The organism is Duganella sp. S19_KUP01_CR8 (assembly GCF_036688705.1).
In the GTDB taxonomy this organism is placed as follows: Bacteria; Pseudomonadota; Gammaproteobacteria; order Burkholderiales; family Burkholderiaceae_D; genus Rugamonas.
Map to the genome: position 1 here is coordinate 107,963 of NZ_JAQQPR010000021.1, position 13,211 is coordinate 121,173.

General features: G+C 66.8%; 10 protein-coding genes. 8 read left to right on the forward strand and 2 right to left on the reverse strand.

Annotated elements, in window-relative coordinates:
* The first annotated feature begins 2 nt into the window (after positions 1 to 2).
* The 7 genes from V6M89_RS20935 (at position 3) to V6M89_RS20965 (ending at position 10,962) form a co-directional block, all read left to right on the forward strand.
* On the forward strand, positions 3 to 1,529 hold the full coding sequence (locus V6M89_RS20935; RefSeq protein WP_332854980.1) for a tryptophan halogenase family protein: 1,527 nt from the start codon (positions 3 to 5) through the stop codon (positions 1,527 to 1,529).
* Positions 1,530 to 1,703: 174 nt separating this feature from the next.
* Complete coding sequence (locus tag V6M89_RS20940; protein WP_332854981.1) at positions 1,704 to 4,823, forward strand: alpha-1,6-glucosidase domain-containing protein; 3,120 nt, start codon at positions 1,704 to 1,706, stop codon at positions 4,821 to 4,823.
* A gap of 90 nt (positions 4,824 to 4,913) precedes the next feature.
* Positions 4,914 to 5,201, forward strand: coding sequence for a PsiF family protein (locus V6M89_RS20945; protein WP_332854982.1), 288 nt, complete (start codon positions 4,914 to 4,916; stop codon positions 5,199 to 5,201).
* Between the two features lie 183 nt (positions 5,202 to 5,384).
* Entirely contained in the window at positions 5,385 to 6,026 is a 642-nt protein-coding gene (locus V6M89_RS20950; protein ID WP_332854983.1) for a GIN domain-containing protein, read from the forward strand.
* Positions 6,027 to 6,118: 92 nt separating this feature from the next.
* On the forward strand, positions 6,119 to 8,410 hold the full coding sequence (locus V6M89_RS20955; protein WP_332854984.1) for a putative bifunctional diguanylate cyclase/phosphodiesterase: 2,292 nt from the start codon (positions 6,119 to 6,121) through the stop codon (positions 8,408 to 8,410).
* A 26-nt stretch (positions 8,411 to 8,436) separates the two neighbouring features.
* Complete coding sequence (locus tag V6M89_RS20960; protein ID WP_332854985.1) at positions 8,437 to 9,936, forward strand: methyl-accepting chemotaxis protein; 1,500 nt, start codon at positions 8,437 to 8,439, stop codon at positions 9,934 to 9,936.
* An 18-nt stretch (positions 9,937 to 9,954) separates the two neighbouring features.
* Positions 9,955 to 10,962, forward strand: a complete 1,008-nt coding sequence (locus V6M89_RS20965) for an alpha/beta fold hydrolase (protein ID WP_332854986.1) — start codon at positions 9,955 to 9,957, stop codon at positions 10,960 to 10,962.
* Here the strand turns inward: V6M89_RS20965 and V6M89_RS20970 are convergent.
* Positions 10,946 to 11,827, reverse strand: coding sequence for a head GIN domain-containing protein (locus V6M89_RS20970; protein WP_332854987.1), 882 nt, complete (start codon positions 11,825 to 11,827; stop codon positions 10,946 to 10,948). The genes V6M89_RS20965 and V6M89_RS20970 overlap by 17 nt on opposite strands.
* A 175-nt stretch (positions 11,828 to 12,002) precedes the next feature.
* Between V6M89_RS20970 and V6M89_RS20975 the strand changes: the two genes are divergently transcribed.
* On the forward strand, positions 12,003 to 12,371 hold the full coding sequence (locus V6M89_RS20975; protein WP_332854988.1) for a nucleotide pyrophosphohydrolase: 369 nt from the start codon (positions 12,003 to 12,005) through the stop codon (positions 12,369 to 12,371).
* A gap of 6 nt (positions 12,372 to 12,377) precedes the next feature.
* Here the strand turns inward: V6M89_RS20975 and V6M89_RS20980 are convergent, their stop codons facing one another.
* Entirely contained in the window at positions 12,378 to 13,043 is a 666-nt protein-coding gene (locus tag V6M89_RS20980; protein ID WP_332854989.1) for a Vgb family protein, read from the reverse strand.
* Positions 13,044 to 13,211 lie beyond the last annotated feature (168 nt).

Consider the following 13,211-nt stretch of genomic DNA (forward strand, 5'->3'; position numbering starts at 1 on the left):
CGATGAACCCTGCCACCCGAGATCCCAACAAGCGCCGGCCGGTGCACCGCGTCGTCATCGTCGGCGGCGGCACCGCCGGCTGGATGGCGGCCGCCGGCATCGCCAAGGTGCTGGGCAAGCGGCTCGACATCAAGCTGATCGAGTCCGACGAAATCGGCACGGTGGGCGTCGGCGAAGCCACCATCCCGACGCTGATGAATTTCCACAATCTGCTGGAAATCAACGAGCAGGAATTCATGGCCGAGACCCAGGCCACCTTCAAGCTGGGCATCAGCTTCGAAGGCTGGCGCAACGTCAAGGAAGACTACATCCACTCCTTCGGCATGACCGGCACCGACCACTGGACCGCCGGCTTCCAGCACTTCTGGCACAAGGGCGTCGAGCGCGGCCTGGCCGGCGACTACGGCGACTACTGCCTGGAGCTGAAGGCCTCGCTGGAAAACCGCTTCGCCCACCTGCCGGACAACGGCATGAACTACGCCTACCACCTGGACGCCAGCCGCTACGCCAAATACCTGCGCCGCCTGAGCGAGCCGCGCGGCGTGCAGCGCATCGAAGGCAAGATCGTGCGCTACACCAAGCACGAGGACAACGGCGACGTGCGCTCGGTGGTGCTGGAATCGGGCCAGGAAATCGAAGGCGACCTGTTTATCGACTGCACCGGCTTCCGCGGCCTGCTGATCGGCGACGCCATGCAGGAGCCGATGGAGGACTGGACGCAATGGCTGTTCTGCGACCGCGCCATCGCCGTGCAGACCGAGTCGGTGGGCGACGCCGTGCCGCTGACGCGCTCGATGGCGCACCAGGCCGGCTGGCAGTGGCGCATACCGCTGCAGCACCGGGTCGGCAACGGCATCGTCTATTCGAGCCGCCACCTGGACGAGGACGCGGCGATGAAGCAGCTGATGTCCAACGTCGAAGGCAAGGCGCTGATCACGCCGCGCGTGATCAAGTTCAAGCCTTGCCAGCGCAAGCACACGTGGAAAGGCAATGTGGTGGCGGTCGGCCTGGCCAGCGGTTTCCTGGAGCCGATCGAATCGACCAGCATCCACCTGATCCAGCGCGCCGTGGTGCGGCTGATGCAGACCTTCCCGACCGACGGCATCAGCCAGGCCGACATCGACGAATACAACCAGCAGTGCAACGACGAGATCGAGCACATCCGCGATTTCATCATCCTGCACTACCACGTCAACAACCGCACCGACTCGCAGTTCTGGATCGATGCGCGCGAGATGAGCATCCCCGCCTCGCTGCAGCACCGCATCAACCTGTTCCGCGAAACCGGCCGCGTGTTCCGCGTGCCGAACGAGCTGTTCGCGGAGAACTCGTGGATCCAGGTGATGCTGGGCCAGGGCATCATGCCGCGCTCGCACCACCAGACCGCCGACCTGATGGGCGACGCGGAACTCAAGCACTTCCTCGGCGGCATCAAGTCGCGGGTGGACCGCATCGTGGTGCAGTTGCCGACCCACCAGGCCTATGTGGAACGCTACTGCGGCCGCGCGGAATCGGCCAAGGCCGCCTGACCGCCAGGCCACCGCCATCGACGCCACCTTCGGGTGGCGTTTTTTTTGCCTGTCCACGGCCAACAACACCGCGATGAATATTTATCATTTCCACATTTTTTAAGTAGTAATATTACAGACCCATCCAGTCCGCAGACGATTGGAGGCAAATACCCATACAACACGGAGACCTACATGAAACTGCAATGTAGTTTAGTTTCACATCTGAAATTTATCACGGCCACGGGCGTGCTCGCCCTGCTGGCCGCCTGCGGTGGCAGCGACAGCGCCGGCAACGCCGCCACTAGCGCCAAACTGTTGGGCGGCAAGATGGTGTCGGGCCTGGTGGCGGCGCCGCCGGCCCCGGCCAACATCCGCATGCACTTCCACCGCGCCGCCGGCGACGCCAGCCAGTGGGGCGTGTACTCGTGGGACGGCCCGGTCAACCCCAGCCCCGGCTGGATCAGCGGCCGCTTCATGATGACCCAGAGCGACGACTTCGGCGGCTACGTCGACATCCCCGTCAACACCGCCAAGTCGGCGATCTGGTTCCTGGTGACCGACGGCAGCGGCAACAAGAACTGCGGCAACGACCAGTCGGCCAACTTCAGCCCCGACATCGCCGCCAACGGCCAGGAAGTCTGGATGCTGGAAGGCGATTGCACCGTCTACAGCGCGCCGCCGGCCATCAGCTACGGCAACCTCAACAACGCCAGCGCACATTGGCTGCAGGCCGCCACGCTGGCCTGGCCGGGCGCCCCGGCCGGCGGCAGCTACAAGCTGTACTACGCGGCCAACGGCGGCCTGGGCTCCAGCGCGGCCGGCGTCACCGGCGCCGACGGCAGCATCACGCTGAGCACCGGGACCTTGCCGGCCGCGCTGCAGCAGAAATATCCGCACCTGGCCGGCGCCACCGCGCTGACCATCGCGCGCGCCGACACCGCCGTCGCGCTCGCCAACGCCAGCAGCCAGTTCGCCGTGGCCCAGCTCGACGCCAGCGGCAAGCTGCTGCAGGTGACGTCGCTGCAGATGAGCGGCATGCTGGACCATGTGTTCGCGCCGACCGCCAGCCGCGCCACGCTGGGCCTGAGCTACGACCGCAACGGCGTGCCGACCTTCCGCGTGTGGGCGCCGACCGCCAAGTCGGTCAGCCTCAAGCTGTACCCGGACGCCACCAGCGCCAGCACGCTGACCCGCGCCATGAGCCGCGACGCCGCCAGCGGCGTCTGGAGCTACACCGCGCCGGACGCCAGCTGGGTCAACAGTTACTACTACACCTACCAGGTGCAGGTGTTGTCGCGCTGGGCCGGCAACACGCTGGTCGACAACAGCGTCACCGATCCGTATTCCTTCAGCCTGAACGCCAACAGCCAGCGCAGCTTCGTCGCCAACCTGGACAGCGCCGCGCTCAAGCCGGACGGCTGGGACCACCATAAGGTGCCGCGCCTCGACAGCCCGACCGACATCGCCCTGTACGAGCTGCACATCCGCGATTTCAGCGCCAGCGACGCCACCGTGCCGGCCGCGCACCGCGGCAAATACCTGGCCTTCACCGACCAGGACTCGGACGGCATGCGCCACCTGAGCCTGATGCAGAAATCCGGCCTGACCCACATCCACCTGCTGCCGTCGTTCGACTACGCCAGCGTCAACGAAGCCGGCTGCACCACGCCAACCATCCCCAACGCGGCCGCCAACGCCGGCGACCAGCAGGCCAAGGTGGAAGCCACGCGCGGCGGCGACTGCTTCAACTGGGGCTACGATCCGGTCCACTACACGGCGCCGGAAGGCAGCTACTCGACCAACGCCAACGACGGCGCGGTGCGCGTGCGCGAGTTCCGCGCCATGGTGCAGGGCCTGCACAAGCAAGGCCTGCGGGTGACGATGGACGTGGTCTACAACCACACCAGCGCTTCGCAGCAGGGACCGTTGTCGGTGCTGGATAAAATCGTGCCGGCCTACTATTACCGCCTCAACGCCGGCGGCGGCATCACCAACGACAGCTGCTGCGCCGACACCGCGTCCGAGAACGCCATGATGGCCAAGCTGATGATCGATTCGGTCAGCACCTGGGCGCGCGACTACCAGGTCGACAGCTTCCGCTTCGACATCATGGGCTTCACGCCGCTGTCCGTGATGAAGCAGCTGCAGACGGCCGTCAACAGCGCGGCCGGACGCGACATCTACCTGTACGGCGAAGCCTGGAACTTCGGCACGGTCGGCAACGACGCCCGCTTCGTGCAGGCGCGCCAGGCCAATATGTACGGCAGCGGCATCGGCTCGTTCAACGACCGCATCCGCGACACCGTGCGCGGCGGCGGCTGCTGCGACAGCGGCTCCAGCCTGATCAGCCAGCAAGGCTTCATCAACGGCGTCTACTACGATCCGAACGCGCAATCGACGCAGACCAAGGACGACTTGTTGCGCCTGGGCGACCTGGTCAAGGTGGGCCTGTCCGGCACGCTGCGCGACTACAGCTTCGTCGACCGCACCGGCACGCTGCGCAAGAATTCGCAGATCGACTACTTCGGCCAGCAGGCGGGCTTCGCCGCCAATCCGGCCGAGACCATCAACTACGTCGAGGCGCACGACAACCAGACGCTGTACGACCTGAACGCCTACAAGCTGCCGGTCGGCACCAGCATGGCCGACCGCGTCAAGGTGCAGACCTTGGGCGCGGCCATCAACGTGCTGGCACAGGGCGTGCCCTTCCTGCACGCAGGCCAGGAAATCCTGCGCTCGAAATCGATGGACCGCGACAGCTACGACGCCGGCGACTGGTTCAACAAGCTGGACTACAGCTACCAGTCGAACAACTTCGGCGTCGGCCTGCCGATGGCCGGCGTCAACCAGGACAACTGGCCGCTGATGTCGCCGCTGCTGGCCAATCCGCTGCTCAAGGCCGACAACGTCGCCATCGTCAGCGCCCGCAACGCCGTCAACGACTTGCTGGCGATCCGCCAGGACAGCAGCCTGTTCCGGCTGCGCACGGCGCAGGACGTGTCGGAGCGGCTGCGCTTCCATAACACCGGGCCGCAGCAGGTGCCGGGGCTGATCGTCATGAGCATCGACGGCCAGCAGCCGAGCCGCTATGACGGCGCCCGCTACAAGATGGTGGTGGTGCTGTTCAACGTCGACAAGGTGGGCAAGACCATCGCCGTACCGGAGCTGGCGGGCCGCAAGCTGAGCGTGCACCGCATCCAGCTGGGCGCCGACGGCGGCCGCAGCGCGCGCGTGGGCAACTACGTCAGCGACGGCGGCAAGTTCACCGTCGCCGCGCGCAGCACCGTGGTGTTCGTGGAGGAAGGCCAATAGGAATGGCCGGTGCTTGCCAACTCGGTTATAGTGGCCGCGTGGCAAGCAATCCGCCGCACCTACCGTCCATCGACCTTCGAGGAATTGAAAATGAAAACACTGTTCGTTGCCAGCCTGATCCTGTCACTGAGCGGCGCGGCTTTTGCCGCCGAGCCGACGGCGCAGCAAAGCAAGATGAAAACCTGCAACGCTGATGCGACCGGCAAAAAAGGCGATGACCGCAAAGCCTTCATGAAGGAATGCCTGAGCGCCAAGGCCGAAGCGCCGGCGCCGAAAGTGACCCAGCAGGAGAAGATGAAAAAATGTAACGCCGACGCCACCGGCAAAAAAGGCGACGAGCGCAAGGGCTTCATGAAGGAATGCCTGAGCAGCAAGTGAGCAACAAATAAGCCGCAGCGCGCAAAAAAAACGCCATCCCCGGATGGCGTTTTTTTACGCTTGAACGTAGCCATAATGCAACACATCCCCGGATTTTTACCGTTTATCGCAAAGTTGTCGGCAGCGGCGGCCAGCTTAAGTAAAATTCACATTGTTTAAATTAACAACTCATCGAGGAATTCCATGCGCCGTACCGCTGCCGCCGTCCTGATCCCTGCCCTGTTCGCCCTGAGCGCCCTCAGCCCCGCCGCGTCGGCCGCCGAATCGACCCGCCAGTTGGCGTCCTTCGTCGCCATCAACGCCAAGGGCGCCTTCGCCATGACGGTGGAGGTGGGCAAGACCCAGTCGGTGGTGGTCAGCGGCGACGACCAGTTCGTCGGCTCGCTCAAGACCGAGGTGGTGGGCAACGAATTGCTGATCACCATGCCGGACAAGAGCTTCAAGTCCAGCAAGAACGAGCCGCGCATCACCATCACCGTGCCTGCGCTGAGCCGGGTCAAGGTGGAAGGCGCGGGCGAAACCATCCTCAACAAGGTCAACACCGACCGCCTCGACATCGGCTACCTGGGCGCCGGCCACCTGGTGGCCAACGGCAAGGTCAAGTACCTGCGCGTCAACGCCAAGGGCGTCGGCGAAGTCGATACCAAATCGCTAGTCGCCGAGCGGGTCGACGTCAATTTCGAAGGCGTGGGCCACGTCAGCGTGCATGCCACCGAGCTGCTCAACGCGGTCGCCAAGGGCATGGGCGAGCTGGACTATTACGGCCATCCGAAGACCGTCAACAAATCGGTGGCCGGCATCGGCAGCGTCAACGCCCGGGACTGACCTGAGCAAGTAACTTGCCCAGCTGACACGCCGGGCGATTGCGGGTACTATCGACGATAGGGTATCGCAAACGCACCTCGGAGGCTCACACGGTGGCTGTGCCGAACGACATCGCGCACTGGCGCGCGCAAATCTTTGCGAAGCTGCTGCTGGTCGTCTTCCTGCTGGGCACGGCCACGGCCATCCCCAGCATCTTGCTGGCGGCCAGCGAAGGCATGTGGTCCATCGTCGTCATCGACATCATCGCGCTGCTGTGGCTGGCCGGCATCTGGCGCCTGCGCCGCCTGCCCTACACCCTGCGCGTCGTTAATTTCCTGATGGTCGCCTTCGTGGTCGGCATCGGCCTGCTGCTCAAGGTCGGGCCGGTCAGCCAGATCTACCTGATGGCCATCCCGGTGCTGGCGGCGCTGCTGCTGGGCCTGCGGCCGGCGCTGTGGACCCTGGGCGTGGCCGGGCTGGCGGTGATGGTGGTCGGCTTCGAGCAGAATTCCCAGCTGCATATCGAGGGCATGCCGGACTACGGCTTCCTCAAGGCCGCCATCATCACGCTCAACTTCATGTTCATGACGGCGGTGCTGACCCTGTCCTGCGCCGTGCTGCTGCAGCACCTGGCGCGCTCCTTCAACGAACTGCAAGACCACCAGCACGAACTGTCGGCGTTGAACGCCGAACTGCGCCTGACCTCGGCCGCGGTGTCGCGCCTGAACGACATGGTGCTGATCGCCCAGGTCGACCCGGACGGCGCCGGCGGCGAGGCGGGCCAGCACATCATCTTCGTCAACGAGGCCTTCGAGCGCCGCACCGGCTACCGGCGCGGCGAAGTGCTGGGCCGCAGCCTGCGCCTGCTGCAGGGGCCGGACACCGAGGCGGCGGTGCTGGAGCACATCCAGCGGGCCATGGCGCGCAGCGAGGCGGTGCGCGCCGAGCTGCTGAACTACACCAAGGCCGGCGAGCCGTACTGGGTGGAGACCGAGCTGGTGCCGTTCGCCGACGAGGGCGGCGTCAACACCCACTGGGTGGCGGTCGAGCGCGACATCACCGAGCGCAAGAAATCGCAGGACGATATCCACCGCCTGGCCTTCTTCGACGTGCTGACCGGCCTGCCCAACCGCCGCCTGCTGATGGACCGCATCGACAAGCTGCTGGCCAGCTCCGAGCGCGGCGCCACCTACAGCGCCGTGATGTTCATCGACCTGGACCGCTTCAAGACCATCAACGACGCGCGCGGCCACGCCATCGGCGACGCCCTGCTGCGCAACGCCGCCGCCCGCCTGTCGCAGCTGATGCGCAAGGCCGACACCGTGGCCCGCATCGGCGGCGACGAATTCGTGGTGCTGCTGGGCCACCTGGCGCACGAGCTGCACAGCGCCACCCTCGCCGCCTCCACCGTGGCGGAAAAGATCCGCGCTGCCATCGGCCAGGATTTCGAGATCGAGGGCCAGACCTACAACTCCACCGCCAGCATCGGCGTGACCATGCTGCCGCAGGGCGGCCAGAGCGCGCAGGACCTGCTGCGCGAAGCCGACACCGCGATGTACCGCGCCAAGGCCGAGGGCCGCAACGGCATCGCCTTCTACGAGACGGCGATGCAGGCCGAGGTCGAGCGGCGCCTGAGCATGGAGCGCGACCTGGCCGCCGCGCTGGCCGCCGGCAGCCTGCAGATGCACGTGCAGGCCCAGGTCGACCGCAGCGGCCGCGCGGTCGGCGGCGAGCTGCTGATGCGCTGGCCGCTGGCCGACGGCGCGATGGTGCCGCCGGCGGTGTTCATCCCGGTGGCCGAGGAATCCGGGCTGATCGTTGAACTGGGCGCGTGGGCGCTGCGCCAGGCCTGCGAGGCGGTGCTGCAGCTGCAGCGCGCCGGGCTGGCCATGCCGCTGTCGGTCAACGTCAGCCCGACCCAGTTCCGCCAGGCCGATTTCGTCGAGGTGGTGCAGCGCACCTTGGCCGACACCGGCGCCCCGGCCAGCATGCTGGTGCTGGAAGTGACCGAAGGCCTGTTGATCGACAAGATGGACCAGACCATAGACCGCATGCACCAGCTGGCCGCGCTGGGGCTGCGCTTTTCGATCGACGATTTCGGCACCGGCTATTCCAGCCTGGCCTACCTGAAGAAAATGCCGCTGTATGAACTGAAGATAGACCGCAGCTTCATCATGGACACGCCGGAAGACGCCAACAGCCGCGCGCTGGTGCAGTCCATCCTGGCGATGGCCGGCCACCTGGGGCTGCGGGTGGTGGCCGAAGGCGTGGAGACCCAGGCGCAGGCCGATTTCCTGGTGGCCCATGCCTGCAACTGCATGCAGGGCTATCTGTACGCGCGGCCGATGCCGCTGGCGGCGCTGATCGAACGATTGCAGGGAAAAACGGCGGTGGCTGCCGCGTAAGCCACTCACAACTGGGGGAGCAAGCGATGAAACTAAGCGTAGTGCAGAAAATGATCGTGCTGGCCGGGTCCGCGCTGGCCGGCATCGCGCTGCTGGCTGGCGTCAGCCAGTATCAGATGGCCGAGGTCTACGAGGCCGCCAACTATTCGACCGTCAACACGGTGCCCAGCCTGGTCACGCTGGACCGGCTGCGCGACAGCTTCCTGCGCATGCGCATCCGCATCAACCAGCACGTGCTCAACGACGACCCCAAGAAGATAGAGGAAATCGACGGCCAGATCACGGAAATGCGCAAGGGCGTCGACGACAGCATGAAAAAATACGAGACGCTGCTCAGCGACGACAAGGACAAGGCCATCCTGGCGCGCGAGCGCGACTCATGGGCCAAGGTGCAGCCGCAGATCGAGGCGGTGCTGGTCGAATCGCGCCAGAACCACGACGACAAGGCGCGCGTGCTGCTGGAGAAGGCCCGCCCCGAGATCCAGGTGATGCAGGCGGCGATCGAGAACCACTTCGACTACAACGTCGAACTGGGCCAGCAGGGCGCGGAAGCGGCCACGGTGCTCAAGCAAAAGGCCATGCGCACCTCGATCATCATCTCGGTCTGCACGCTGGTGGTGGTGGCGCTGATCAGCGCCTTCATCACGCGCGTGCTGCTGCGCCAGTTGGGCGGCGAACCGGATTACGCAGCCGAAGTGGTCAACCGCGTGGCCTCCGGCGACCTGACCCTGCAGGTGCGCATCAAGCCGGGCGACACCACCAGCCTGCTGGCGGCGATGAACACCATGGTCAACAACCTGTCGCGGGTGGTGAGCGAGGTCAATGACGGCGCCGAGGCGCTGGCCAGCGCCTCGGAGGAAGTCAGCGCCACCGCGCAATCGCTGTCGCAGGGCGCCAGCGAGCAGGCGGCGGCGGCCGAGGAATCGAGCGCCGCCATCGAGCAGATGTCGGCCTCGATCGCGCAGAACACCGAGAACGCCAAGGTCACCGACGGCATGGCCGGCAAGGCCGCGCAGGAAGCGGGCGAAGGCGGCGAGGCGGTGCGCTCGACGGTGGTGGCGATGCGCGAGATCGCGAAAAAAATCGGCATCATCGACGACATCGCCTACCAGACCAACCTGCTGGCGCTGAACGCGGCGATCGAGGCGGCGCGCGCCGGCGAGCATGGCAAGGGCTTCGCGGTGGTGGCGGCCGAGGTGCGCAAGCTGGCCGAGCGCAGCCAGGTGGCGGCGCAGGAGATCGAACAGGTCGCCAGCGGCAGCGTCAGCCTGGCGGAGAAGGCCGGCGCCCTGCTCGACACCATGCTGCCCAATATCAAGCGCACCTCCGACCTGGTGCAGGAGATCACGGCGGCGTCGGAGGAGCAGACCACGGGCGCCGGCCAGATCAACTCGGCCATGAGCCAGTTGAGCCAGACCACCCAGATGAACGCCTCCAGTTCCGAGCAGCTGGCCGCCACCGCCGAGGAGATGAGCGGCCAGGCCGAGCAGCTCCAGAGTTCCATGTCCTTCTTCAAAGTGCGCTAAAGGGAGAATCAAGCAACGATGCATATCATTTATACCGTTACCATCATCCTGGCGGCGCTGGCCGCTACGGTTCTGCTGTTCGAACGGGTGGCGCCGCTGGCGGCGGCCCGCCTCGGCATGGCACTGGAGCGCAGGCGCGCGGGCCTGCGGCGGCGCGACGGCGCGCTGCCCGGCTTCAGCATGCCCTACCTGGAGGGCGGCAGCGGCGAGGTGCTGGTGCTGGTGCACGGCTTCGCCGGCGACAAGGACAACTTCACCCGCATCGCCCGCTTCCTGACGCCGCGCTACCGCGTCCTCATCCCCGACCTGCCGGGCTTCGGCGAGGCCGGGCGCGCGCCGCAGGCCGGCTACGCCATCGCCGACCAGGTCGAGCGGTTGCGCGTCTTCCTCGACCGCCATGCGCCGGGGCGTGTTCATTTGGGGGGCAATTCGATGGGCGGCTACATCGCCGCGCAGTTCGCGGCCTGCCATCCCGAGCGGGTGGCCAGCGTGTGGCTGCTGGATGCGGCGGGTACGGCGGCGGCGCAAAGTTCGGCCGTGCTGGAGGCATATCGCGACAGCGGCGCCATGCCGCTGCTGGTACCGACGGAGCGCGACTTCGCGCGACTGCTGGCGTATTCCGCGCACCGCAAATTCTTCCTGCCGTATTCGGTGCGCACCGCGCTGGCGCGGCGCGCGGCGGCCGACTTCGCGCTGCACACTGAGATCATGCGCCAGGTGGTGGCGTCGCCGCTGCTGGAGCAGCAATACCATGGGCTGCGCACGCCGGCGTTGATCGTCTGGGGAGAGCAGGACCGCATCCTGCATCCGTCCGGCGCGGCCACGCTGGCCGCGCTGTTCGGCGAGCACCGCGTGATCCTGATGCCGGGCATCGGCCACCTGCCGATGCTGGAGGCGCCGCGCCGCAGCGCCGTGGATTACTTCGAGTTCCGCCGCCGGCTGGCGCAGGCGGCGGCGGTAGACGGCGGCGAGCCCGAAACCGTGGACGCCGCGGACGCCGCCGACGTGCTTACTGCATCACGCTGACGCGCTTGCCGCTGATGCTGCGCTGCGCCGGGTTGCCGTACACGGTGACGTGGCCGGAACCGGTGGCGTCGGCCACCAGCGACTGGCTGACGCCGGCCGAGATGCTGCCGGAGCCATAGGACACCAGTTCCGCGCTCTGGCTGGTCAGGCCGGCCAGGTCGGCGCTGCCCGAACCGTACAGGCGCACATTCATGCTGCGCACGGTGCCGCTGGCGTTGACGCCACCCGAACCCTTGATGTCCAGGTTCAGCGAGTCGCCGTTCAGGCGGCCCAGGTCGAGGCGGCCGGAGCCGCTCAGGCTGGCGACGGTGGAGCCGCTCTGCAGGCCGGCCGCGCTGACGCTACCCGAACCGTTGACGCGCACATCGAGGCGGCTGACGCTGCCCGACAGCTGGATCTGGCGCGAACCCTTCTGGCTCAGGCTCAGCGGACCGCCGTTCAAGCCGCTGACCGTCAGGCGCCCGGAACCGTTGGCGTCGATCTGGCGCAGCTGCGGCGTGGTGTAGATCACGCGCAGCGGATTGGCGCTCTGGATGTTACCGTCGATCCAGACGCGCAGCATGCCGCCGCTGGCGTCGGTGCGCAGCATCGGCAGCAGATTGCTGTCGCCTTCCACTTGCAGCGAGGTGGCGGCGCCGACCCGCACTTCGACCTGCATCGGGCCGTTGATGTCGATGCCGTCGGTGCTGGCCGCTTCGCGGCGTTCGGTGGCCTGCTGGCCGTTGCCCTGCACTGCCGAACTGCCGAAGGCGGAGCTGTAACGCACACCGCCGTTGCCGCTGCCGTCGTCCGGGACGACGATGACGGCGCAGCCGGCGAGGGTGGCGAAGGCGGTGATGACGGCGATGGAGATGGCAGTACGCATGATGGGGTCGTCCCTGAAGTTATAGTGTCGCCACTGTAGCGTCATTGCCAACGCGCCGTCCGCGCTGTGCGACGAACGGCAGAAAACGGGGGGCAGACGGCCCACAGCCGGTACTCAGACCGGGCCCCGGCGGGTGCTATCATGACGGCATCCACCAGCCCTGCCACCAGCGACTATGACCTCCCCGACCGCCCCAGCCGACAGCTTGATCGCCCTGCGCGACCTGACCCGCCAATTCTCCGCCGAACGCGATTGGCAGCAGTTCCACACGCCGAAAAACCTGGCGATGGCGCTGACGGTGGAGGCGGCCGAACTGGCCGAGCATTTCCAGTGGCTGCAGACCGGCGCCGACGCCGAGCTGGATGACGCCCGCCGCGAGGGCATCCGCCACGAGCTGGCCGACGTGCTGCTCTACCTGGTGCAGCTGGCCGACAAGAGCGGCGTCGACCTGCACGCCGCAGCGCTGGAAAAGATGGCGCTCAACGCCGCCAAGTATCCGGCCGAGCAGGTGCGCGGCGACGCCCGCAAGTACAACCAATACTAAGCGCCCTCACTTCGGCCGGCGCACCGCGCGCACCTTGCCGCTGCCACCGCCGCCGCAGTAAAACAGCCCGGCGCCGTCAGATTCCAGGCCGCTGACGCCGACGCCGGCCGGCATCTCCAGCCGTTCCAGCACTTCGCCGCTGGCGGGGTCGATGCGGCGGATGTCGCTGTCATCCCCTTCCCAGGTCCCGTGCCACAACTCGCCGTCCACCCACGTCACGCCGGTGACGAAACGGTTGGAATCGATGCTGCGCAGGACCTTGCCGGTGGCCGGGTCGACCTGGTGGATCTTGCGGTCGCGGTACTGGCCCACCCACAGGCTGCCCTCGGCCCAGGTCAGGCCGGAATCGTAGCCGTCGCCCGGCGCCGGGATCGAGGCCAGCACCTTGCCGCTGGCCGGGTCGAGCTTGTCGATGCGCCGTTCGGCGATCTGGTACAGATAGGTGCCGTCGAAGGCGGTGCCGGCGTCGGCGGCGACATCGAGCGTGCGGGTGGTGGCGCCGCTGGCCGGGTCGAAGGCGATCAGGTGGTCGCCGGTGGCGGCCCAGACGCGCTGGCCGTCGTGCGTGACGCCGTGGATGCGTTCGGCGCCGTCGAAGGGGCCGTACTCGCGCACGATCTCGGCCGGGCGCGCCTTGGCTTGAAGCTGGGATGGTTTGGTGTTTGCGTTCATTGCTGCCTCCTGGTGGTTGGTGCGCCGCGATCGGCGCCGCAAGAGAACTTTATGCCAACGGCAGCGCGGCAGGGAGTAACAAGATTGTCGTGAATTGTGCCATGGAGCCCGACAGCGGCGGCGCCAGCCAGCGCCGCGTGCGCGCCTGGCCGATCGGCCGCGCGCGGC